The sequence below is a fragment of the Neorhizobium sp. 05N33 genome, assembly GCF_056397445.1.
In genome coordinates this window covers 17,004-39,977 of the sequence record NZ_JBFTNK010000017.1, presented here as the reverse complement: position 1 = coordinate 39,977, position 22,974 = coordinate 17,004, and the positions used below count along the sequence as shown (strand labels likewise).

Annotated in this window: 24 protein-coding genes; 16 read left to right on the top strand and 8 right to left on the bottom strand. The window is 63.3% G+C overall.

Annotation, left to right across the window (positions count from 1 at the left end; all coding sequences use genetic code 11):
* Positions 1-4 precede the first annotated feature (4 nt).
* Positions 5-583, bottom strand: coding sequence for a ubiquinol-cytochrome c reductase iron-sulfur subunit (gene petA, locus AC1DLT_RS27015; RefSeq protein WP_038544239.1), 579 nt, complete (start codon positions 581-583; stop codon positions 5-7).
* A 391-nt stretch (positions 584-974) separates the two neighbouring features.
* On the opposite strand from petA, the gene AC1DLT_RS27010 reads away from it, so the two are divergent.
* A complete protein-coding gene (locus tag AC1DLT_RS27010; protein WP_477488789.1) occupies positions 975-1,913 on the top strand; it encodes an endonuclease/exonuclease/phosphatase family protein in 939 nt (312 codons plus the stop codon).
* Positions 1,914-1,918: 5 nt separating this feature from the next.
* Here AC1DLT_RS27010 and AC1DLT_RS27005 read toward each other — a convergent pair whose 3' ends face one another.
* On the bottom strand, positions 1,919-3,781 hold the full coding sequence (locus AC1DLT_RS27005; protein WP_477488788.1) for an ABC transporter ATP-binding protein: 1,863 nt from the start codon (positions 3,779-3,781) through the stop codon (positions 1,919-1,921).
* 154 nt (positions 3,782-3,935) lie between these two features.
* On the opposite strand from AC1DLT_RS27005, the gene AC1DLT_RS27000 reads away from it, so the two are divergent.
* Together AC1DLT_RS27000 and AC1DLT_RS26995 are read left to right on the top strand one after the other, a co-directional pair.
* Positions 3,936-4,196, top strand: coding sequence for a CopG family ribbon-helix-helix protein (locus AC1DLT_RS27000; protein WP_247036626.1), 261 nt, complete (start codon positions 3,936-3,938; stop codon positions 4,194-4,196).
* Entirely contained in the window at positions 4,196-4,474 is a 279-nt protein-coding gene (locus AC1DLT_RS26995) for a type II toxin-antitoxin system RelE/ParE family toxin (RefSeq protein WP_247036628.1), read from the top strand. The genes AC1DLT_RS27000 and AC1DLT_RS26995 overlap by 1 nt, the downstream gene beginning before the upstream one ends.
* Positions 4,475-4,533: 59 nt before the next feature.
* On the opposite strand, the gene AC1DLT_RS26990 is transcribed toward AC1DLT_RS26995, so the two are convergent.
* Positions 4,534-6,390 (bottom strand): ABC transporter ATP-binding protein, encoded by a 1,857-nt coding sequence (locus tag AC1DLT_RS26990; RefSeq protein WP_477488787.1) that lies wholly within the window; start codon positions 6,388-6,390, stop codon positions 4,534-4,536.
* A 387-nt stretch (positions 6,391-6,777) separates the two neighbouring features.
* On the opposite strand from AC1DLT_RS26990, the gene AC1DLT_RS26985 reads away from it, so the two are divergent.
* The 4 genes from AC1DLT_RS26985 (at position 6,778) to AC1DLT_RS26970 (ending at position 8,773) form a co-directional block, all read left to right on the top strand.
* A complete protein-coding gene (locus AC1DLT_RS26985) occupies positions 6,778-7,263 on the top strand; it encodes a tRNA (cytidine(34)-2'-O)-methyltransferase (RefSeq protein ID WP_477488786.1) in 486 nt (161 codons plus the stop codon).
* A gap of 66 nt (positions 7,264-7,329) precedes the next feature.
* On the top strand, positions 7,330-7,809 hold the full coding sequence (soxR, locus tag AC1DLT_RS26980) for a redox-sensitive transcriptional activator SoxR (protein ID WP_477488820.1): 480 nt from the start codon (positions 7,330-7,332) through the stop codon (positions 7,807-7,809).
* 75 nt (positions 7,810-7,884) lie between these two features.
* Entirely contained in the window at positions 7,885-8,187 is a 303-nt protein-coding gene (locus AC1DLT_RS26975) for an addiction module antidote protein (protein ID WP_477488785.1), read from the top strand.
* A 157-nt stretch (positions 8,188-8,344) separates the two neighbouring features.
* Positions 8,345-8,773, top strand: a complete 429-nt coding sequence (locus AC1DLT_RS26970) for a hypothetical protein (protein WP_477488784.1) — start codon at positions 8,345-8,347, stop codon at positions 8,771-8,773.
* A gap of 9 nt (positions 8,774-8,782) precedes the next feature.
* On the opposite strand, the gene AC1DLT_RS26965 is transcribed toward AC1DLT_RS26970, so the two are convergent.
* A complete protein-coding gene (locus AC1DLT_RS26965; RefSeq protein WP_037076370.1) occupies positions 8,783-9,040 on the bottom strand; it encodes a hypothetical protein in 258 nt (85 codons plus the stop codon).
* 175 nt (positions 9,041-9,215) lie between these two features.
* On the opposite strand from AC1DLT_RS26965, the gene hemF reads away from it, so the two are divergent.
* From hemF to AC1DLT_RS26950, 3 genes are all read left to right on the top strand, one after another.
* Positions 9,216-10,130, top strand: coding sequence for an oxygen-dependent coproporphyrinogen oxidase (gene hemF / locus AC1DLT_RS26960; RefSeq protein WP_477488783.1), 915 nt, complete (start codon positions 9,216-9,218; stop codon positions 10,128-10,130).
* 127 nt (positions 10,131-10,257) lie between these two features.
* On the top strand, positions 10,258-10,524 hold the full coding sequence (locus AC1DLT_RS26955; RefSeq protein ID WP_247036642.1) for a hypothetical protein: 267 nt from the start codon (positions 10,258-10,260) through the stop codon (positions 10,522-10,524).
* Positions 10,525-10,628: 104 nt separating this feature from the next.
* Positions 10,629-10,820 (top strand): DUF1059 domain-containing protein, encoded by a 192-nt coding sequence (locus AC1DLT_RS26950; protein ID WP_037076377.1) that lies wholly within the window; start codon positions 10,629-10,631, stop codon positions 10,818-10,820.
* Between the two features lie 90 nt (positions 10,821-10,910).
* Here the strand turns inward: AC1DLT_RS26950 and AC1DLT_RS26945 are convergent, their stop codons facing one another.
* From AC1DLT_RS26945 to AC1DLT_RS26935, 3 genes are read right to left on the bottom strand one after another with little or no spacing between them, the layout of a single operon-like run.
* Positions 10,911-12,173 carry a CCA tRNA nucleotidyltransferase gene (locus AC1DLT_RS26945; RefSeq protein ID WP_477488782.1) on the bottom strand — a complete coding sequence of 421 codons (1,263 nt, stop codon included), beginning with the start codon at positions 12,171-12,173 and terminating at the stop codon, positions 10,911-10,913.
* Positions 12,170-12,805: a CoA pyrophosphatase gene (locus tag AC1DLT_RS26940; RefSeq protein WP_247136928.1), complete on the bottom strand. Its 636-nt coding sequence runs from the start codon at positions 12,803-12,805 to the stop codon at positions 12,170-12,172. Before AC1DLT_RS26940 ends, AC1DLT_RS26945 begins: the two co-directional genes overlap by 4 nt.
* Positions 12,802-13,425, bottom strand: coding sequence for a DUF1285 domain-containing protein (locus AC1DLT_RS26935; protein ID WP_477488781.1), 624 nt, complete (start codon positions 13,423-13,425; stop codon positions 12,802-12,804). The genes AC1DLT_RS26940 and AC1DLT_RS26935 overlap by 4 nt, the downstream gene beginning before the upstream one ends.
* A 250-nt stretch (positions 13,426-13,675) precedes the next feature.
* On the opposite strand from AC1DLT_RS26935, the gene AC1DLT_RS26930 reads away from it, so the two are divergent.
* The 6 genes from AC1DLT_RS26930 (at position 13,676) to AC1DLT_RS26905 (ending at position 21,620) form a co-directional block, all read left to right on the top strand.
* Positions 13,676-14,689, top strand: a complete 1,014-nt coding sequence (locus tag AC1DLT_RS26930; protein WP_038544267.1) for an AAA family ATPase — start codon at positions 13,676-13,678, stop codon at positions 14,687-14,689.
* 25 nt (positions 14,690-14,714) lie between these two features.
* On the top strand, positions 14,715-15,638 hold the full coding sequence (locus AC1DLT_RS26925) for a DUF58 domain-containing protein (RefSeq protein WP_477488780.1): 924 nt from the start codon (positions 14,715-14,717) through the stop codon (positions 15,636-15,638).
* Positions 15,635-18,475 carry a DUF4159 domain-containing protein gene (locus AC1DLT_RS26920; RefSeq protein ID WP_477488779.1) on the top strand — a complete coding sequence of 947 codons (2,841 nt, stop codon included), beginning with the start codon at positions 15,635-15,637 and terminating at the stop codon, positions 18,473-18,475. The genes AC1DLT_RS26925 and AC1DLT_RS26920 overlap by 4 nt, the downstream gene beginning before the upstream one ends.
* 196 nt (positions 18,476-18,671) lie before the next feature.
* Positions 18,672-20,738, top strand: a complete 2,067-nt coding sequence (locus tag AC1DLT_RS26915) for a hypothetical protein (RefSeq protein ID WP_477488778.1) — start codon at positions 18,672-18,674, stop codon at positions 20,736-20,738.
* A 3-nt stretch (positions 20,739-20,741) separates the two neighbouring features.
* Positions 20,742-21,158, top strand: coding sequence for a GNAT family N-acetyltransferase (locus AC1DLT_RS26910; RefSeq protein ID WP_477482973.1), 417 nt, complete (start codon positions 20,742-20,744; stop codon positions 21,156-21,158).
* Between the two features lie 42 nt (positions 21,159-21,200).
* Positions 21,201-21,620 (top strand): GNAT family N-acetyltransferase, encoded by a 420-nt coding sequence (locus tag AC1DLT_RS26905; RefSeq protein ID WP_080719186.1) that lies wholly within the window; start codon positions 21,201-21,203, stop codon positions 21,618-21,620.
* A 13-nt stretch (positions 21,621-21,633) separates the two neighbouring features.
* Here the strand turns inward: AC1DLT_RS26905 and AC1DLT_RS26900 are convergent, their stop codons facing one another.
* Positions 21,634-22,947 (bottom strand): MFS transporter, encoded by a 1,314-nt coding sequence (locus tag AC1DLT_RS26900; RefSeq protein WP_477488777.1) that lies wholly within the window; start codon positions 22,945-22,947, stop codon positions 21,634-21,636.
* Positions 22,948-22,974: the final 27 nt, after the last annotated feature.

Here is a 22,974-nt window from a genome sequence, read left to right as displayed (position 1 = left end):
CCCCTCACCCGATCTGGATAACTGTATCGGACTTAAAACTGAAAGTCGGAATGGCGAGGTTCTCCGGAGCCGGACCTTTGCGGATACGGCCAGCCGTATCGTAGACCGACCCGTGGCACGGACAGAACCATCCATTGTATTCGCCGGACTGGCCGAGCGGCACGCAGCCGAGATGGGTGCAGGAGCCGATCATCACGATCCAGTTTTCCTTGCCGGCGCCGCCCGAGCGGTCGATGCCGGTCGCCTTCGCATCTGGCGCCAGGTTGGCGTTGCGGGCGACCGGATCCTTGAGCGCGGCCATCGGCACGTCTGCGGCAGCCTTGATTTCTTCCGGGGTGCGGTTGCGGATGAACACCGGCTTGCCGCGCCACTTGACGGTCAGCGACATGCCCGGCTGGAGAGCGGCGACATTGACCTCGATCGAGGCGAGCGCCAGCGTCGAAGCATCCGGACGCATCTGGTCGATGAAGGGCCATGCAACGGAAACAGCGCCGACGGCGCCGGCCATACCGGTCGTCAGGTAAAGGAAATCACGGCGAGTGGGCTCGCCCGGTATTTCGCTATGTGTGTCGTGCTCGCTCACGGCTCAATCATCCTTCTCACGCAATTCGCGGAAACCGCCCTGCCCCCGTCCCGGCGAATCTCGGTTGAACACAATTCGACCATAGATTCCCCAGCAATCCGGCGCGTTCTATGCTTGATCGCAAAATATGTCCAGCCTTGGCAAGGGGCTGCGACCAGTTTGTCGCGGGAAAACCCGAAGGGTTCCGGGGCGGCGTGTCGGGCAGAACACAGGGCCGCCGAACATGGCGCGGCAAGGCCTGCTCGGCCCGGAAAAATCAGGCCTTTTTCAAGAGAATGGCGGAAGATGCGCGCTTCCCGTTAACTCCCTTGCCGCGTGCCGCATTGCAACAAAACCGGCCTCATGTTAGTCCAACCGCACGACAGAAGGCGGCCGTCCCGGACATACCCGAATGAGACAAACACTATCGGTTGCCATCTGCGTCATCGTGTCGCTCGTACTGATGGCGATCGGGACGCGTTACGTACACCCTCACTGGATTTTGGGAACGCTTTACAGCCTGCAGCTGCACGCGGCGGCGGTCTGCGTGGCGGCCGTGGCCGTTGCGCTGCTCATCAAGCGCCATTTCGTCGTTTGGCTGCTGTTCGCAGTCTCGCTGCTCTTCACCGGCCACGCCGTGCTGATGAGCCGCGGTTTCGCGGCCCCGATGACGTCGGCGGATGCCAATGCGCCGACCTTCAAGCTGATGTCCTTCAACATCCTCAACGACAACTTCGACCAAGCCGAAGACATTGTCGAGACCGTCCGATCTTCCGGCGCCGACCTCGTCAACATCATGGAAGCAGCACCGCTCAGGGTCTATATGGACGAGCTCGCGAAGACCTATCCCTACCGGGTCGGCTGTGGGGTGCTGATCGAAGATTGCGACCAGCTGATGCTTTCCAAGGTGCCGATCGAGGCGCCGATGGTCCAGTCTCTGAGCGACATCTTCCCGGATCGCTTCATCCTTGCGAAAGTGACCGTCGCCGGCCGGCCGATCAATTTCGTCGGCATGCATACGACCAAGCCCTATTTCGACAATTTCCACTCGCTGGAACTCGACCGCGCCGCACTGGCGATCTCAGAAACGAGCGGCCCCCTGCTCCTCTCCGGCGATTTCAATGCCTCGAGTCTGGCGCCCAACATGCGCCGGTTCCTGAACAATACCGATCTGGCCACCGCCCCATTCGAGCCCGCCACCTGGCCGATCCGGGCGGGCGCATTCGGCCTGCCGATCGACCATGTCTATGCGCGGGCGCCGCTCAAGATAAAGTCCCTGACCCGCATTGCCGATGCACACGGCTCGAACCACTACGGACTGATCGCCGAGATCGCCATCACCGGACAGTGAGCCTGTTACTGGGCAGCATCCGCCGCCAGGAAACCGCCGGATTGGCGCGCCCAGAGCTCCGAATAGAGCCCTCGCCGCGCGATCAGTTCGTTGTGCGTGCCGTCCTCGATGATCCGGCCCTGGTCCATGACGATGAGGCGGTCGAGGGCTGCGATGGTCGAAAGCCGGTGGGCGATGGCGAGCACGGTCTTGCCCTGCATCAGCCGCTCCAGGTTCGACTGGATCGCCGCTTCGACCTCAGAATCAAGCGCCGAGGTCGCCTCGTCGAGCACCAGGATCGGCGCATCCTTGATCATCACGCGGGCGATCGCGACACGCTGGCGCTGGCCGCCGGAAAGCTTGACGCCGCGTTCACCCACATGCGCGTCGAAACCCTTGCGGCCGCGCTGGTCTTCGAGAGCCGCGATGAACATGTCGGCTTCAGCCTTGCGCGCCGCCTCGACAAGCTGTGCCTCGGTCGCATCCGGCCGGCCGAACAGGATATTGTCGCGGATCGACCGGTGCAGCAGCGAGGTATCCTGGGTCACCATGCCGATCTGGCCCCGCAATGATTCCTGCGTCGCCTTGGCGATATCCTGCCCATCGATCAGGATCCGGCCGCCTTCGAGATCGTAAAACCGCAGGAGCAGGTTGACGAGGGTTGACTTGCCGGCGCCGGAGCGCCCGACGATGCCAAGCTTCTCGCCCGGCCGGATGGTGAGCGACAGGTTGTCGATGACGCCCTTCGCCTTGCCATAATGGAAGCTGACATTCTCGAAACGGATTTCCGGGCGTTTTACCACCAGCTGTGTTGCATCCGGCGTATCCACCAGCCCGATCGGCTGCGAGATCAGCTCGGCCGAATTCTGGATCGTGCCGATATTGCGCATGATACCGTTGAGCTGCGTCATCAGCCTGCCGAGCAGGAAATTCAGCCGCAGCATCAGCGCCATGGTGAAGGCGACCGCACCCGATGAGATCAGGCCGGAGAGCCAGAGATGCACGCTCATCGCCGCCATGGTGACGATCATCGTGCCGGAGAGGAAGGCCATCGAGGCGCGCACGCTGGTGAGCAGTCGGGTGAACGCGATGATCGTCGCCTGGAAGCTCTCGAAACCGGAGAGCATATAGCGGTCGTTGGCCTCGTCGCGGCCGAACAGCCGGAGCGTCTGGATGTTCGAATAGGCGTCGACCATGCGGCCACTGATCATCGACCCGGCCTCCGCCGAGGCCTTGGAGTGCTCGCGGATGCGCGGCACGTAATGGCGGGCGAGCAGCGCGAAGATTGCAAGCCATGCGACGACAACGACGGCGAGCCGCCAGTCGAGCCCCGCGACCAGCGCAATGGTCGAGACGGAATAGATGCCGACGAACCAGACGCTTTCCATGAAGGAAGTCAGCACGTCACCAGTCGCCTGCCCCGCCGACCAGACTTTCGTAACGATACGGCCGGAGAAATCGTTCTGGAAAAAGGATAGCGACTGGCGCGACACATGGATGTACGACTGCCAGCGCACCAGGTTGTAGAAACCGGGCGTGATGATCTGCTGGTCGACCAGCGCCGTCATCAGCCCGATCAGGAAGCGGCCGATGCCGACCACCAGCGCCATGACCACCAGTTCGGTGCCATGGTTGGCCAAAAGTCCCGACCATCCGTCGGCGGGCTTCGTCGTGTCGAGGATATCGACCAGGCGACCGACATACCAGAACATCGCCGCCTCGACGCCGGCGGCAAGACCGCCAAGCACCAGCATGGCGAAGAAGGGAAGCTTGGCCTGGCTGACATAGAACCAGACGAAGCCGATCAGGCCCACAGGCGGTTTCAGGTCGTCCCGCCTCGCAAACGGCTTGATAAAGCTTTCGAAGATGCGGAAGACCGGTTTCAACATGGACCGGATATAGGCGGATTCTGATCGCCGGCAAAGCGAAAGCGGCCGGGCCGCGGCTTACATTTTCTTAATGTGGAAGGCCTGCCGGGCGGACCTTCGCGCCCATTGGACATAATCAGAATCAATCATTATGATTTGTCCCAAAGGAGTTCCTATGGAAACCCGCGTTCTGACGACACATGTGCCGGTTCAGCTGGCTGAGAAAGTGGACGAACTGGCAACCCGCCTGGAACGTTCAAGGGGCTGGATCGTCAAGCAGGCACTCGCCAGCTGGATCGAGCTCGAAGAGGAGCGGCGGCGGCTGACGCTGGAGGCAATGGCGGACGTCGATGCGGGAAACGTGGTCGATCAGGAAGAGGTCGAAAAGTGGGTTGCCAGCCTGGGTGCTGACAAGCCCCTGCCCCGTCCCCTTTAATGGAACTGAAGTGGTCGTCAAAAGCGGTGTCCGATCTCAACCGCCTTCATGATTTTCTGGCTGCGGTGAACGCACCCGCGGCGGCGCGCACGGCTCAAAACCTGGCTGCAGCACCCAAGAAACTCATCCAGCATCCGCGGCTAGGTGAAAAGCTGGATGAGTTCGCACCGCGTGAAATCCGACGACTTTTGATTGGTGGTTACGAGTTGAGATACGAGATCCAGGGCGAGACGATCTTTCTCCTCCGTATCTGGCACACCCGCGAAAACCGAATCTGAATTCTGCGGAAGCATGCCCTGGAATACGACCTTAGAGCGAGAAGGGGCGACGGCGGAGATTACTCCGCCGCCTCTTCCTCGATCACGTCGTCATGGCCGATGAAGCCGCCGGACTGGCGGTTCCAGAGGTCGGCATAGATGCCGCCGCTCCGGGCGAGTTCGCGATGGGTGCCGGCCTCGACGATCCGGCCGCGATCGAGCACGATCAGCCGGTCCATTTCGGTGAGCGTCGACAGGCGGTGCGCAATCGCAATCACTGTCTTGCCCTCCATCAGCGCGAACAGGTTCTCCTGGATCGCCGCTTCGACTTCACTATCGAGCGCCGAAGTCGCCTCGTCGAGCACCAGGATCGGCGCGTCCTTCAGGAAGACGCGGGCGATCGCGATGCGCTGCCGCTGCCCGCCGGAAAGCTTCACGCCGCGTTCGCCCACATGCGCGTCGAGACCCTTGCGTCCCTGCATGTCGGCAAGTCCGTCGATGAACTCCCAGGCGTTTGCCCGCTTTGCCGCCTCGATGATGTCCGCATCGGTCGCGTCCGGCTTGCCGTAGGCGATGTTGTCGCGGATCGAGCGGTGCAGCAGCGAGGTATCCTGGGTGACCACGCCGATCAGCGAACGCAGGCTGTCCTGCGTCACGGTCGATATGTCCTGGCCATCGATGGTGATGCGGCCGCCCTCCAGATCGTAGAAGCGCAACAGCAGGTTCATCAGCGTCGTCTTGCCGGCGCCGGAGCGGCCGACCAGACCGATCTTCTGCCCGGCCGGGATATCGAGCGTCAGGCCTTCGATAACGCCCTTGCCCTTGCCATAGTGGAAGTGGACGTTGTCGTAGCGGATATGGCCTTTTTTCGCCGTCAGCGCCGAAGCGCCATTCCGGTCCACCACGTCATGCGCCTTTGTCATCATCGACATGCCGTCATAGACCGTGCCGATGTTTTCAAAGAGCGCAGAGACTTCCCACATCACCCATTGCGACATGCCGTTGATACGCATCGCAAGGCCGATGGCGATCGCGATCGCCCCGATCGAGATAGCGCTGTCCAGCCAGAACCAGATCGACAACGTGCCGACGGTAAAGAGGGCGGCACAGTTGTAGAAATAGACCAGCGCCTGGAAACCCGTCACCTTGCGCATCTGCGCATGGACGGTTTTCAGGAAGATATCCATCGCGTCCTGCGCATAGGCCTCTTCCCTTCCCGCATGCGAGAAAAGCTTGACGGTAGCGATGTTCGTATAGCTGTCCACCACGCGACCGGTCATCATCGAACGCGCATCCGCCTGTTCCGCCGAAATCTTCCTCAGACGCGGCACGTAATAGGCGACTGTCATCGAGTAGCAGACGATCCAGAGGACGAGCGGCACCGCAAGGCGCAGATCCGCCGCCGCGACGATGGCGATCATCGAGATGAAATAGGTGAAGACGTAGACGAACACGTCGAGCACCTTCATCACCGTTTCACGGATGGCGAGCGAGGTCTGCATCACCTTGGTCGAGACGCGGCCGGCAAACTCGTTGGCGAAGAACGTCATCGAGTGCCTGAGCAGGAACCGATGCATCTGCCAGCGGGCGATCATCGGGAAATTACCCATCAGGATCTGATGCATGATCAGCGAATTGAGCGTCGCGACCGCCGGCAATCCGATCAGCACCACGAAGGCCATGAAGAACAGTTTCGGCCCCTCGCTTTCAAGGAAGGTCGCCCGATCGGCATTGGTCAGCCAATCGACGATATCACCGAGGAACTGGAACAGCGCCACTTCGCCGACGGCAATCAGCATCGTGCAGGTCGACATGATGACGACCCACGGCCAGACCGGCTTGGTATAGTGCCACAGGAAGGCCGCAAGGCCGGCGGGCGGCAGTGAGGGCGCTTCGTCCGGATAAGGATCAACACGCCGTTCGAACCACGAGAACATGAAAATAGCTCCGCAAGTCGGATTTGCCGTCCCCTTTGCCGCGCATGGTGCGAGCCAAGGGCCTGACGGCGAAAATTCAGTATGGCGCGGCCGCATGCCGGCCGCGTAACGGATCAGAGAGGGAAAGGTTTGCGTGAAACCGCGAAACGCCTAGGCCAGAAAAATGGAAATCCGGCAGCGGAGGCGCGTGAGCACGGTCATATCCATGTGGGCCTCCTTGTGTTGGCGTTGAGTTACGCTCGCCTTTTAGCCGCTCGCGCAGGAATTGAAAAGGGCAAATCGATGCCGGCCACTCATCCCGGAATTTCCTGTTGCGAGATCGTCACAGCCCTGCCTTGCACCGAATGGGGCTTGAGATCAGGCACCGGCTTCGCTTAAGGACGATATATGAGCGACATCTTCCCTGGCCTTCGCATCGCCCTTTACCAGCCGGACATCCCCGGCAATACCGGCACGATCCTCCGGCTCGCCGCCTGCCTCGGCCTGTCGGTCGATATCATCGAGCCGGCCGGCTTCGACATTTCCGACCGGAACCTGAAGCGCTCCGGCATGGACTATCTGGCGGACGTCACGCTTGCCCGCCACGTCAACTGGCAGCGCTTCGACGAATGGCGCAGGGAGAACGGCCGGCGTGTCGTGCTTGCTTCCACCAAGGCCGCCCTGCCCTATACCCGCTTCGAATTCCGGCCGGACGACATCCTGCTCTTCGGCCGCGAAAGCGCCGGCGTGCCTGATCATGTGCATGAGGCGGCCGACGCCCGTATCCTCATCCCCATGGTCGAAGGCCAGCGCTCCATCAACGTCGCCATGTCGGCGGCGATGATATCAGGCGAGGCGCTGCGGCAGACGGGTTTTTCTTCTTCATTGACCTAGGCTCCGGTTTTCTTTCAGGAAGCCTCTGCTATAAAACCTCAAGTAATATTGAGGTCAACAGCAATGATGAAGAAAAATCCGGGCGCCAGGCTGGAGCTGGAACTGACGGTGGGCGAAGTGGCGACACGCAGCGGCGTGGCGGTCTCGACCCTGCATTTCTACGAGACCAAGGGACTGATCCAGAGCCGCCGCAACCGTGGCAACCAGCGCCGTTATCCACGCGTCGTGCTGCGCCGGGTCGCAGTCATCAAGGTGGCCCAGAAGACCGGCATACCGCTTGCCGATATCGCCGAAGCGCTCTCTGTCCTGCCGCACGACCGGCCGCTGACGGCAAAGGACTGGCAGCGTCTATCGGAAACCTGGAAACGCCAGCTCGACGACAGGATCGCCAGCCTCACGGCGCTCCGCGACCACCTGACCGGCTGCATCGGCTGCGGCTGCCTGTCGATGGAGGACTGCCCGCTCAGGAATCCGCTCGACATGCTTGGCGAAAAGGGTGCGGGACCGATTTTGCTGGAGGCGGAAGAGCAGGTGGATACGGATTGATTGCACGTATAGGCCTATTCTAAACTGAGGGTCACACCCTGCTGAACAACGCCTCCGGAAATGGAAGGACGACCGATGGCTTTGGAAACGCATCCGTTCGACATCGCTGAACATTTGGATACCGAAGAGGGCATCGAAGAGTTCATGAAGGCAGCATTCGAAGAGGGCGACGCCGCCTTCATCGCGAGATCTCTCGGCATCGTCGCGCGGGCGCGGGGCATGACCAAACTCGCCCGCAATGTCGGAGTGAACCGAAAGGCGCTCTATACTGCCCTGAGCGGCGAAGGAAATCCGGAATTCGCGACGATCCTGAAGGTGATGAAAGCCCTCGGCCTCGAACTCACCCCGGTTCTCGTCAAGGCGGAGGATGCCGCCTAAGCGCTATCGGCATCTGACGGATGGTCCGCCCCCCCCGTTTAGCATCTTTTGAAAAACACATGTCAAATCGATCGAAGCCCATGGGCCAAACATCGGGGATCGCATATGTTTCCGCAATCGAGCTTCTTCTTCCCAGCCCAAGCCATCAAGGACCGAGATGCGCAATCTGCTTTGCTACAAGATGACCATTGCTGCCCTTGTCCTGATGGCTTCGTCCGTCCACGCCCAGGAAGCCGAGCATTATACCGCGGTCAGCAAGACGGCGATGAGCGTCACCGGCGATGTCTGGCTGGACGATTTCAGCATCACCTTCGAGAACGAAGAATCCCTCGAATTCTCCGACCTCGTTGCCGATAATTTCCGGGTGGATGGCAGACGTGTGCCGGCATCGGTCTATCGCGTCGCGAAACCGGCCGATCCGGAACTTGAAAACGGTAATCAGCTCTGCGGATCGGGCGACGTCACCTATGTCGCCAACTGGGCGTCCGGCAAGGGAATGTCGGCGATCGCCGTGTTTACGGGGCGAAATCCACCGAAGAGCAGCGCCGAAATGTGCGCGCTCTACACCTACGAAGATCCGCAATAATGGATCGGATCAATCCGCGGTCGGCAGCCGTCGCATCGTGAATTCGATCTGGTCGCCTTCGAGCTGGCGCCAGCTTTCCACTTCGGTCCAATAGGCGGCCTTCGGAAATTCGTGAAACCACTCGCGCGCCTTCTCGCGCGCTTCTTCACGTGAGAGCTGAAATGTCTGCCGCACGAACATGCCCTGGCGCTCGCCGGCTTTTTCCTGCCGGTGGCGGTCGATCCTGCGCTTCAGCCCGTCGAGCGGCGGGGGTGTGAACTTTGCCATGAAAGCCCCTGATCAGCACCTGTTTATGCGCTAAAGATAGTGCCAGGCGACACGCTTTGCGAGTCTCATTTTCCACCCGCGACAATCGATGGAATGGTTCGCGAAAGCCAGAAATGCTAATTCCCGATCGGAAAAATGCGAGTCGCGCCAAGGGGATGGCGAGAGGAATAGAGATATGGAACGGCCGGTACTGCCCAAGGGGCTGCCCGAGGACATCGAAGACAAGAAGGTGGCTGCGAGGACCTGGTTCGAGAGCCTGCGCGACACGATCTGCGCGTCGTTGGAAGGCCTCGAGGCCGAGCTGACCGGCCCCCTCTCCGATCAGGAGCCCGGCCGCTTCAAACCCAAGGACTGGCTGCGCGATGGTGGCGCGGGCGGAGGCGGACGAATGTCGATGATGGAAGGCCGCGTCTTCGAGAAGGTCGGCGTCCACACATCGACCGTCCACGGCGAGTTTTCCGCCGATTTCCGCAGCCAGATGCCGGGTGCCGAGGAAGACCCACGCTTCTGGGCGTCGGGCATTTCGCTGATCGCCCATCCGGTCAATCCCAACGTGCCGACCGTCCACATGAATACCCGCATGGTGGTGACGTCGAGCCAGTGGTTCGGCGGCGGCGCGGATCTTACCCCGGTCCTCGACCGGCGCCGCACCCAGGAAGATCCGGACACCACCCTCTTCCACCGGGTCATGGAAATCACCTGCAAACGCCACGAGGCGGTCGCCGACTACGATCGCTACAAGGCTTGGTGCGACGATTATTTTTTCCTGAAGCATCGCAATGAACCGCGCGGCGTCGGCGGCATTTTCTTCGACTGGCTGCATCCGGTCGCGGAAAAAGGCGGCTGGGAGGCGGATTTCGCGTTTGTGCAGGATGTCGGACGCGCCTTCAACCTCGTCTATCCGCGGATCGTCCGGGCCAACTTCAACAAGCCCTGGACGGAACATGATCGCGACGAACAGCTGATCCGTCGCGGCCGCTATGTCGAGTTCAACCTGCTCTACGACCGTGGCACTATTTTCGGGTTGAAGACCGGCGGCAATGTCGAGTCCATCCTCTCGTCACTGCCTCCGGTTGTAAGGTGGCCTTAGATCGAGAACCACAAAGTTAACGATATCGGGTATAAACCGGCCCTAATATCTCATCCTTAACAAATGCGATATCGGAATCAGTGCGATGGTGGTAGCGTCCCTTTGGTTGTACCGGAGGAGGATCGCCATGATGGCACCGAATAGCATGCCCATGCCGGAAGCGTCTAAGGACAGGGACTCCCGTTCCCTTGATACCGCTGAAATGATCGACCGCCTCGCGACGGAAATGCGCGCGAGAACTGGCGGAGAACTCCCCCATTCCTTTTATGTGGACCAGGTAAGGCGCCAGCTTGCCGGCAAGTCGGTTGCCATGTCGGCCGCCAACACCGAGACGGCGCGGGAAAAGGGTAAGGAAGAGGCTTCCGTTTTCCACGCCTGGGCGTTTTCCGAATAAGCATCGGGAACAGCGTCGTCGCTTTCGAGTTATCGGGATTGGGGCCGGCGGATATGAGGAGCTGTCCGCCCGCCTCCAGTCCGACGACAATAGGAGGAAGTATCATGCGACTGTTCGAATGCGGTACGCTCGTCCCCGGTTGCCAATGGCATACCCGGGCCGATGAAGACGCCGAAGTGGTTCGCCGCGCCGTGGAACATCTTCGCACTGTCCATGGCGAAGAGATCATCCGCGAAAACATGGTCGAGAACATCAAGGCACGCATTCGCGACGAAAACGGAGCGGCGGCGGCCTGACGCCCGGCGCGACCAAAGTCGGTCATCCGCATCGGAGTGGCTGTATCTGATTTCGAAACACCCGATGTCAGAGCGGCGATACGCCTGATGTCAGAGTGATCTGCGGATCATATCCTCCAGCCGGGCGGTCAGCGCCGCCCGGTCGGGAGCGAAATTGCGCTCGACCCAGAAATCTTCCAATTCCTTCAGGATTTCGCCGACCCGTTTTCCGGCCGGCACGCCGGCTGCGACGATATCGGCACCACTGAGCGGAAAGACCGGCTTCTCGTAGTCCTCAGCCCTCTTCAGCAAGACCGACAGCCGCGCGGATCTGCGCATCGCCGCCGGATCGCCTTCGGCCGCAGTTCGCGCCGACGCCAGGGCCAGCCTCAGCCGGATGACCAGCCCCTCCGCACCATGGCGGTAGAGCAGCCGGTCAAACCCGACATCCGTCACTTCGTCCGGCAGCACCGGCGCATTTGCCCAGGCCGCAAGCTTGGCAGCCTCTGCATTCGACATCTTCAGCCGCTTAGCAAGCGCATCCAGCCTCTCGGCATCCGGCGGCACGATCGCCGCCAGCCGCAGGATCGGATCGGCCGTCCAGCCGAGCGACTTCTCGGCCGCCACGAGGCCGTGGATGCCGTCGATACCCCACTTTTCCGTCTCCGGCAGGATTTCGGTGAGCACGCCCGCCTGCCGCATCCACAGCAACGCGCGGGAAGGATCGGCAGCCGACAGCAGCTTCTTGGTTTCCGCCCAGATGCGCTCGGCCGAAAGCGTCGAAAGCTTGTCCTTGGCGCGGGCGCAGGCCCTCAGGCCATCCGCATCCGGCCGGCCGGAACCGTAATGGGCGAAGAAGCGGAAGAAGCGCAGGATGCGCAAATAGTCCTCGGCGATCCGTTCGGCCGCATCGCCGATGAAGCGCACGGTGCGGGTCTCGATATCCGGCAGCCCCTTCACGAGGTCGATCACCGCACCTTGAGCGTCCGCATAAAGTGCGTTGATCGTCAGGTCCCGTCGTTCGGCATCCGTCTGCCAATCGGTGCCGAAGGCGACCTTGGCCCGCCGGCCGTCAGTCTCGACGTCGCGGCGCAACGTGGTGACCTCGAACCCGTGGCCTCCGATGACCAGCGTCACCGTGCCGTGCTCGAAACCGGTCGGCACGGCTTTGATACCGGCCGTCACCGCCCGCTCGACCACCTTTTCCGGGACAAGCGTGGTGGCGACGTCGACATCGGCGACGGGAAGCCCCATCAGTGCATTACGCACCGCGCCGCCCGCCACCCGCGCCTCACCGCCGTCGGCATTGAGCAGGGTCAGGATGCGCTGCAGCGCCGGGTCCCGGAACCAGGCCTCGTCGGCTACACTCGTCATGCATAAAGCCTTTCGTAGAGCGTGCGCAGGATGCCCGCGGTAATGCCCCAGATGTTTCGTTCCTCGTAGGGCATCACATAGAAATGCCGCTCCGTGCCGTCCCATTCCCTGCTGCCGCGCTGGTGGTTGGCCGCGTTCATCAGGAAGGACAGCGGCACCTCGAAGACGTCGTCCACCTCGGCCGGATTGGGCGTGATCTCGAAGCCGCGCCTGACCACCGAGAGCACCGGCGTGATCCGAAAACCGGTCGCGGCATAATAGGTCGGCAGTCGCGACAGCGTTTCGACGAAGGAACGGTCGAGGCCGATTTCCTCTTCCGCCTCGCGCAACGCCGCCTGTTCCGGCGAGCGGTCCTCCGGATCGATCCCGCCGCCCGGGAAGGCGATCTGGCCGGAATGTTTTCGCATCGTCGATGTCCGCTGCGTCAGGATTACCTTGGCTTCGTCGCCGTCGTCGACCACAGGCACCAGCACGGCCGCATCCTTGAGCTTCAGTCCCGCGGCGAGATCGACGAGCGTCGGATTGAGCAGATGATCGCCATGGTCGCGCCAGGCGTGATCGACCGGCCCGCCATTCTGGTTCAGTGCCCGGCGGCGAAAATCGCCGGCCGAAAAAAGGGGAAATTCACTCATTGGGATAAGGCGTCCAATTCGGCCTCGGGCATCACGGGAAAGATTTCCGTTCCGGAGCGGACGGAGAACATCGGCACTCCGTCTATCACGATCGCCTCGCCGAGTTCCACGAGATCGTACATGACAGCACGGGAGACCAGGGCCTCCAACCGGCCGCGCACCAGGAGATAGGGTTTAAGCTCGCGGTTTTCGCCCGAAATCTCGAAGCGCAAGGGATGTTCCGACCCCGCCTCCACCACATCACCGACATTTGTCCTGAACGTGAGCACCTGTTGGCCCTCACGCTGCGTGACCTGCATCTCGACCGCAAGGAAGGGAGCGTCGGCGATGCGGATGCCGACCTTTTCCACAGGTGTTACGAGATAGGTCCGACCGTCCTCATCCTTGCGCAGCACCGTCGAAAACAGCCTCACGAGCGGTGCGCGGCCGATCGGTGTGCCCATATAGAACCATGTCCCGTCGGCACGGATTTCCATGTCGATGTCGCCGCAAAAGGGCGGATTCCACCGCTCGACAGGCGGTAAACCACGCTTTCCGTCGCCGCTCTGCTCGGAAGCACGCGAGATCAGCGCCGCAAGCCCTGCGGCATCGGATGCCGAATTTATCGTTTGCGCTGCCATCTTTCAGTCCCGGTTCGACCGTAAGCATCCATCAAAGCAATTGTTCCTCACGAGATAGTCATTCAATACGTGCTTGTCAGCCATATTTCGGGGAATAAGTTTGATCGGATAAGCCGGATGCTGCGACGCAGCGATTCGCCGCCGGGATATCGATGAGCCCGGCCTGGAAAAGCCAGCCGGTTTCTAAGTGCCAGCAGGTTCTGGATGCCAGCCAGTTTGGATGCCGCCAGTTTGGATGATGGAGAGCGACATGGGCCTGATGAATTCCACCGATACCGTCCTCGATGAGAAAGCCATCATCGCCTCCGCGGAAATGGCCCTTTCCGACATCGCCGCCATTCGCGCCGAAGTCGCCAAGGTGATCTTCGGTCAGGAAAAGGTGGTCGAGAACACGCTGCTGGCGGTCCTGTCCGGCGGCCATGCGCTGCTCGTCGGCGTCCCTGGCCTCGCCAAGACCAAGCTCGTCACCACACTCGGCACCGTGCTCGGCCTCGGCGGCAACCGCATCCAGTTCACGCCCGACCTGATGCCTTCGGATATTCTCGGCTCCGAAGTCATGGATACCGACGATAGCGGCCGCCGCTCCTTCCGCTTCATCAAGGGGCCGGTGTTCGCTCAGCTGCTGATGGCTGACGAAATCAACCGCGCCTCGCCGCGCACCCAGTCAGCACTGCTGCAGTCCATGCAGGAATACCACATCACGGTGGCCGGCCAGCGCTACGATCTGCCCGCCCCCTTCCACGTGCTCGCGACCCAGAACCCGCTGGAGCAGGAAGGCACCTATCCGCTGCCGGAAGCCCAGCTCGACCGCTTCCTGCTGCAGGTCGACGTGCTTTATCCGGAACTCGCCGCCGAGCGGCAGATCCTGCTCGAAACCACTGGCCTTTCGGAAGCCAAGGCGCGGGGCGTCATTGATGCTGCGCGGCTCCAGGAAATCCAGGTGCTGATCCGCCAAATGCCGGTCAGCGACAAGGTGGTCGATGCGATCCTGTCGCTGGTGCGCTCCGCCCGCCCCGGCCACGGTAATGCTCATACGGACAAACACGTCGCCTGGGGTCCCGGCCCGCGCGCCGGCCAGTCGCTGATGCTGACGGCCCGCGCCCGCGCCCTTTACGAAGGCCGTCTGGCCCCGTCGCTCGACGACGTTTACGCGCTTGCCGAACCGGTGCTTGAACACCGCATGGCGCTGACGTTTGCGGCCCGCGCCGAAGGCATGTCGGTGCGCGACGTCATCGCCGGCCTGGTGAAGCAGGCCCGCGGCTAAGTCCGCCGGCTAGAAAGGATAATGCGTGGCTTCCACCATTGGCCAGATCGTAGAGCAGACACCGAGTAGCGAACTCCTCTCCCGAGCCCAGGCCCGCGCGACGCTTGTGCCGGATTGCATGGTGGAAGCAAAGCGCATCGCCAACACGGTGATCGCCGGTTGGCATGGTCGCCGCAAGCGCGGCGTCGGCGAAAATTTCTGGCAGTTCCGCCCTTATGCCGAGGGTGAAAGCCTGTCTCGCATCGACTGGCGCCGCTCCGCCCGCGACGACCATACCTATGTCCGCGAGCGCGAATGGGAAGCCGCCCACACCGTCTGGCTCTGGGCCGACATGTCGCCGTCGATGATGTACAAGTCGACGCTTGCCATCGCTTCCAAGGAAAGCCGGGCGCTGGTGCTGATGCTGGCGCTGGCCGAAATCCTTGCCCGGTCCGGCGAGCGCATCGGCTGCCCCGGCATCATGGAACCGGTATCGGCCCGCAACGCCGCCGAGCGGCTCGCCGCCGCGATCATGCACGCGCCGCTGACAACTGGCTTGCCGGAAACCGCGATGATCCGCGGCCATAGCGACATCGTGCTGATCGGCGATTTCCTCGACGACGCCGATCGGGTGATGGAGCGCATCGCCCCGCTCGGCCGCCGCGGCCTGCGCGGCCACGTGGTCGAGATCGCCGATCCGGCCGAGGAAATTTTTCCCTATACCGGCCGCACCGAGTTTACCGATCCCGAAACCGGCGAAAAGCTCGTCTCCGGCCGCGCCGAGATGATCCGCGAGGATTATCAGCGCGCCTATTTCGCCCGTCGCGATGCGCTGGGTGAATCACTGCGCCGCCTCGGCTGGAGCTTCGTTTTCCATCGGACCGATCATCTCGCCTCCGAGGCGCTGGTCGCCGTGCATAGCTATCTTTCCGGCATGCCGTCACCGAAACCGGTCGGAGACAGGTCATGAGCGCGCTGATTTTCGCCAATCCCGCCATTCTCTTCGGTCTGATCGCGTTGCCGGTTATCTGGTGGCTGCTGCGGCTCACCCCGCCGCGCCCGAAGGCGGAAGTCTTTCCGCCGCTCCGGATCCTTGCGACGGTCCTGAAGCGCGAGGAAACGCCCTCGAAGAGCCCCTGGTGGCTGACGCTGCTGCGCATGCTTCTCGCCGCCGCCGTGATCCTGGCGATCGCCGATCCGGTGATGAACCCGCGCGCCAATTCCCTGAATGCAGGCGGCCCGCTGGTGCTCGTCGTCGACAACGGCTGGGCGACCGCTGCCGACTGGGAACGCCGCGTCCAGACCGCCAACCTTTTGATCGACGACGCCGAAAGCGCCGACGTGCCGGTCTCAATCACGTTTACCGCCGATGCCAGCCATGAGGCAGTACCCGGAACCGCCGCCGCCGCCCGCGACAAGCTGACGGCGGCCAACCCCAAGCCGCTGGTTCCCGATCGCGCCCGCGCTGCCCAGGCGGTCAGGGAGGCCATGAACACCACCCGTCCCGGCACGCTCGCCATCCTTTCCGACGGCATGGCGGCCGCCAGCGACAACGAGGCCATGTCGACATTCGCCGCCCTGTCGCCCGCAGAAATGCGCCTGATCGAAGGCGACGGCCATAGCGCCGTGGCGCTGACCGACGCGGTCAATAACGCCGCCGCCATGTCGGTGACCGCGACACGCCTTTCGACCGCGGCGGCACAGCAGATGAACGTCAACGCGCTCGACGCACAGGGCCGCGCACTCGCCTCCGGCACGCTGCAGTTTGCAGCCGGTGCTGCGACGGCCACGGCCGAGATCACCTCGCCGTTCGAGCTTCGCAACGATTTCGCGCGCCTCAGCATCGACGGGCTGGCCACCGCCGGCGCGGCACACCTGCTCGACGATGGCTTCAAGCGCCGCCGCATCGCGCTTCTCGCCGGCGAAAGCGGCAGCGACTTCCAGCCGCTGCTGCAGCCGCTCTATTACATCAGCCGCGCGCTCCTGCCTTATGCCGACGTCATCCAGCCGAACACCGCCGATCTTTCGGTTGCCATCCCGCAGATCCTGCAGGGCAACCCCTCCGCAATCATCCTTGCCGATGTCGGCCGCCTGCCGGCCGAGACCTACGCACCGCTGCAGCGATGGATCGCTCAAGGCGGGACGCTGATCCGCTTCGCCGGCCCGCGGCTTGCCGCCGCCCCCGCCGACGATCCGCTGGTGCCGGTGATCCTGCGCCAGGGTGAACGCGCGCTCGGCGGCGCCATGTCCTGGTCGGAGCCGCAGTCGCTCGCCGATTTCCCGAGCTTCGGCCCCTTCGCCGGTATGCCGCGCGCCACAGACATCACCGTCACCCGCCAGGTTCTTGCCGAACCGACGCCGGACCTTGCCGAACGCACCTGGGCAAGCCTCTCAGACGGCACGCCTCTCGTCACCGAAAAGGAAGTCGAGGCCGGCCGCATCGTGCTGTTCCATACGAGCGCCGAGGCGACCTGGTCGAACCTGCCGCTGTCAGGCAATTTCGTCGAGATGCTCCGCCGCCTGGTCCAACTCGCCCGCGCAGGAGGTGCCGCGTCCGGCGCGGCAGCAGAGGGAGCCGCTGCGACACTTGCTCCCTACCGGCTTTTGACCGCGGACGGCGTCCTCACCACCGAAACCGGCACGGCCCGTCCGATCGCGATCGCCGCGAACCAGGTGCCGGTCGCGAGTTTCGACCATCCACCGGGCCTTTACGGTACCGAGGACGGTTTCACCGCCGTCAACCTGCTGGCGCCGAAAACCGTCATCGCCCGCTTCGACCCGACCACGGCAGGCAGGCCGCTGGTACGCGAAGGCTTGGCTGGCGGCGAAGCCGTGTCGCTGCGCCCCGCCCTTTTCGCCGCCGCCTTCGCGCTGCTGATCCTCGACAGCCTTGTGGTACTCTTCATGAACGGCGCCTTCTCGCGTGGTTCCGGCGGACGCCGCAGGCCGAGCGGTGCTGCCGCAGCAGCGATCGCCGCCCTCGCTTTCGGCCTCTTCGCCTTAACGCCCGGTCAATCGCAGGCACAGAAAATGGAACCCGGTGCCGGCGCCAAGCCCGGTGACGAGCAGATCCTCGAACGGCTCGACACGACCCACCTCGCCTATGTCGTGACAGGCGAACGGGATGTCGACAGCATTTCCGAACAGGGTCTCGAAGGTCTCAGCCAGTTCCTCACCTACCGCACGACGCTGGAACCCGGCGCCCCGGTCGGCCTTGATATCACCAAGGACGAGCTTGCCTTCTACCCGATCATCTACTGGCCGATCTCCGCCACGGCACCGATGCCAAGCCAAGCGGCGATCTCCCGCATCGACGCCTATATGCGCAATGGCGGCACTGTCCTCTTCGACACCCGCGATCAATATTCGTCGCTCGGCGGAGGTGGTACCACGCCGAATGGCGAGCGCCTGCAGGCGATCCTCGCCAATATCGACATCCCGCCGCTGGAGCCGACGCCGACCGATCACGTGCTGACCCGCTCCTTCTACCTGCTCACCAACTTCCCCGGCCGTTATACCGGCAGCCCGCTTTGGGTCGAGGCAAGGCAGGAAGCGAAAAACACCGGCGCCCAGCTCTCCTCCAGCGGCGACGGCGTGACCCCGTTGCTGATCACCGGAAATGATTTCGCCGGCGCCTGGGCTGTCGACAGCCAGGGTGCGCCGGTTCTGCCGACAGTGCCCCCGGACGAGATGCAGCGCGAATATGCCTATCGCTCCGGCGTCAACATCATGATGTACATGCTGACCGGCAATTACAAAGCCGACCAGGTGCATGTCCCGGCGCTGCTTGAGCGGCTTGGGCAGTGAGGGAAAACGTCGCCATGGTCCTTAGCCCCTCATCCGGCTGCCGCCACCTTCTCCCCGCATGCGGGGAGAAGGGATATGCCGCACGGTCGCCGTTCCCCCTCGCCCCGCCTGCGGGGAGAGGGTGCGCCGAGCGAAGCGGAGGCGGGGTGAGGGGCGAACCTTGCGCAACGCTTCTGGCCCATAGAGGGAAATCCTCATGACCATCGAATTCGCCCCCTTCTTCTCCTGGCCGATCCTGGCCGCACTCGGCGTCTTCGCGCTGATCCTCGCGGGCCTCTCCTTCTGGCGCGGCATTCGCGGCGCCGCCTTGCGCACGCTGGCGCTCGCCGCCCTGCTCCTGGCGCTCGCCAACCCGACGCTGCTGCAGGAGGACCGCGACCAGCTTTCGACCGTCGTGCCAGTCATCGTCGACCGCTCGCAGAGCCAGGATACCGCCCAGCGCAAGCAACAGACCGACGAGGCGCTCGCAAGCCTCAAGGACCGCTTCTCCCGTTACCCGCGCATCGAGACGCGTATCGTCGAGGTCGACGACGACGGCGATACCGACACGCCCTCGACAAAGCTCTTCACTGCCCTGCGTTCGGCGATATCAGACGTGCCGCCGGCCCGTATCGGCGGGGCGGTTTTCCTGACCGATGGCCAGATCCATGACCTGCCGGGCATCAACCAGGACCTCGGCTTCAACGCCCCCGTCCACGGCCTGATCACCGGCAAGCCGGACGAGTTCGACCGTCGCGTCGAGGTGGTCCGCGCGCCGCGCTTCGGCATTGTGGGCGAGGAACAGGAACTGACGCTGCGGGTCTTCGACGACGGTCGCACCGGCGGCGGACCGGCGCAGGTGACCGTGCGCATGAACGGCCAGCAGACGGCGACGCTGCGCGCCACGCCCGGCCAGGAGACGCCCTTCTCCTTCACGGTTCCGCGCGGCGGCAACAACGTCATGGAATTTTCGGTCGCCGAGCTTCCGGGCGAGGTGACGACCGCCAACAACCGCGCCGTCCACGTGATCGACGGTATCCGCCAGAACCTTCGCGTCCTGCTCGTCTCCGGCGAACCGCACGCCGGCGAGCGCGCTTGGCGTAACCTGTTGAAGTCCGATGCCTCGGTCGACCTCGTCCACTTCACTATTCTGCGCCCGCCGGAAAAGCAGGACGGCACGCCGATCAACGAATTGTCACTGATCGCCTTCCCGACCCGCGAACTGTTCGTCGAGAAGATCAAGGATTTCGACCTGATCATCTTCGACCGCTACAAGCATCGCGGCGTGCTGCCGATCCTCTATTACGATTACATCGCCCAGTACGTGAACAATGGTGGCGCGCTGCTGATCGCCGCTGGCCCCGAACATGCCGGCGAGGATTCGATCGCGTCCACGCCGCTCGAACAGGTCCTGCCGGCGGCCCCGACCGGCGAAATCCACAGCGCCGCCTTCTATCCGCATCTGTCGCCGGAGGGTGAAAAGCACCCCGTGACCCGCGGCCTCGACGGCTCCAACTCGAACCCGCCTGCCTGGGGCCGCTGGTTCCGCACCATCGACGTCGACACGCCGCACGGCCAGACCGTCATGGAAGGCGACGGCGACCGCCCGTTGCTCGTCCTCAACCGCCAGGGCGAAGGCCGCGTCGCCATGCTGCTCTCCGACCAGGGCTGGCTCTGGGCTCGCGGTTTCGAAGGCGGTGGCCCGCATGTGTCGCTCTATCGCCGCATCGCCCATTGGCTGATGAAGGAACCGGAGCTGGAAGAAGAAGCGTTGACCGCCCGCGCCGTCGGCCGCACGCTCGAGGCGACCCGCCAGACGATCGGCGACGATCCAGGCCCCGCAACGATCAAATATCCATCCGGCCGCACCGAGACCGTGCCGATGACGGCCGCCGGGCCCGGCCAGTACCGGCTGGAACGCCGCATGGAAGAGACCGGCCTGTTCGAGGTCACCAACGGCCAGTTCTCGACGCTCGTGCATGTCGGCACGGTGGATGCGCCGGAATTCAAGGCGATGATCTCGACCGAGAGCACGCTGAAACCCTATGCCGACAAGACCCGTGGCCTCGTGACCCGCGTCGCCTCAGGCGATGGCATCTCGCTGCCGGACATCCTTCCGGTTCGCGGCGAAGTGCGCGTCAACGATCCCAACCGCATGGTCATCCGCATGACCGACGAGACGGTGCTGCGCGGCATCAACACGCTGCCGCTGTTTGCAGGTTTCGCGGGCCTCTCCGCCCTGCTCTTCGCGGTCGCGGCGATGTGGTGGCGCGAGGGTCGCTGACATATGACGCAGCTTGATGTGACCGCCTCGCCCTCGCCCGAGGAACTGGCCGTGATCGGCGAAGGACTGACCGCCTTCAACGACGCCGATGTCGGCCCATCCGAGCGCAAGCCGCTCGCCGTGCTGATCCGCGATGTGGAGGAAAAGGTGATCGGCGGGCTTTCCGGTTACACCGCCTGGGGCTGGCTCTTCACCCAATGGCTTTTCGTCCCGGAAACATTGCGGGGTGAAGGCATGGCCGGCAAGCTGCTGAGCCAAGCCGAAGAGGAAGCCCGCGCCCGCGGTTGCCACGGCGCTTGGATCGACACGTTCAGCCCGCTCGCCCGCAAGGCCTATATGCGCCAGGGCTACGAAGTCTTCGGGGAACTGCCGGAATTTCCGAAGGGCCGCACCCGCACCTTCCTCAGGAAAGCTCTGTAGGTTATCCATTCGCTCCGAAAAATGGGGACGAAGAAGCGCCGCATGGATATCGACCTGAAACTCACCGAAGGCATGAACGCCGACGAGGAGGATTTCATCCTCGAACGGCTGATGACCCACAATGCCGCAACGTTCGGCCCCAGCAACCGCCGCGAACTGGCGGTGCCGCTGCATGACGGGGACGGCAATCTGATCGGCGGGCTGACAGGTTATACCGGCCGCGGCTGGCTTTATATCTCGATGCTCTATGTGCCGGACGAGTTGCGCGGCCAGGGCCTCGGCGCCCGCATGCTCGACATGGCCGAAGCCGAAGCCAAAGCTCGCGGCGCGATCGGCGCCTATATCGACACGATGAACCCGGAAGCGCTCAAGCTATACCTGAAACAGGGTTATACCGAGATCGGCACGCTGAAAGGCCTCGAAGGAGGCCATTCGGTGACGTGGCTGCAAAAGCGGTTCTGAGCTTTCCCTGTGTTCAGGCGAGAGAGGCCTGTCGCGTCTCCGCATTGATCATCGTGGCGGCAATCGCCGCGATCACCAGCAGGCCGGCGAAAATACCGATCGTCAGGCCGAGACCCTGGACCACGACATAACCCACCAGCGACGGCGCCAGCAGGCCACCGAGACGCGCCATGGCACCGGCTGCCCCCATGCCGGTCGCCCGCGACGCGGTCGGGTAAAGTTCCGGCGTATAGGCGTAGAGCGCACCCCAGGTGCCAAGCAGCGCAAAGCTCATGATCAGCAGCGCGGCCCCGACCAGGAGGGCACTTGGTGCGACGACAAACATCAGGCAGCCAATCGCCGAGAGCAGGCAGAAGCCGATCAGCGTCGGCTTGCGGCCCCATTTTTCCACACCATAGGCGGCAAGCGCATAACCCGGAAGCTGGGCAAGTGCGACCAGTACCAGAAAGCCGTAACCGCGCACGAAACCGAAACCCTCGCCGGCAAGCTTCGCGGGCATCCAGGTGAAGACGCCGTAATAGGAGACGGAGACAAGGAACCAGATCGCCAGGATCATGACGCTGCGCTGGCGAAGCTCGCCGGAAAAGATGCCGGTCGTCTTGACCGGCGGCGGCGAGACCAGGCTGGTGCCTGCCCCGAGGGGCGTGTGTCCGTTGACAGCGAGCATCCGGTCGACGATTACCCTCGCTTCGTCGTGGCGCCCGGAGCGCATCAGATAGAGCGGCGATTCCGGCACCAGGAAGCGCAGGCCGATGCCGGCGATCGCCGGAATGGCGGTGACCGCGAATATGTAGCGCCAGGCATCCGCGACGCCGGCAAGGCTTGCGGCCCAGGCAGCCAGCGCCACGATCAGCGTTCCAATCGCCCAGAACCCTTCGAGCAGGACCAGCCAGCGACCGCGGTTCCTGGCAGGCAAGAATTCCGCCATCATCGCGTAGTCGACCGGCAGCGTGCCGCCGACGGCAGCGCCGGTCAGGAAGCGCAGCAGAAGCAGGATGGTGAAATCCGGGGCAAAGATGGAGAGCGTGCCGAACAGCGCGTCGCAGCCAACCGTGACGATCAGCACCCGGCGGCGGCCGATCCGGTCGGCGAGCCTGCCGAAACCGAGCGCGCCGAGCAGCATGCCGAGGAAGAAGGCGGTACCGGTCTGCAGCGCCTGCGGCACGGTCAGCCCGAAACTTGCCGCGATCGAGGCAGCGGTGAAACCGACCGCCAGAACCTGCATGGCATCGGCCGCCCAGACGAGCCCGAAAATGCCCATCAATCGCCGCTGATAGGTCCCCGCTCCGGCGCGGTCGAGCGCCTCGTCCATGGTGATTGCAGCCATCCGCCTGTCCCTCGCTTCGACGACACC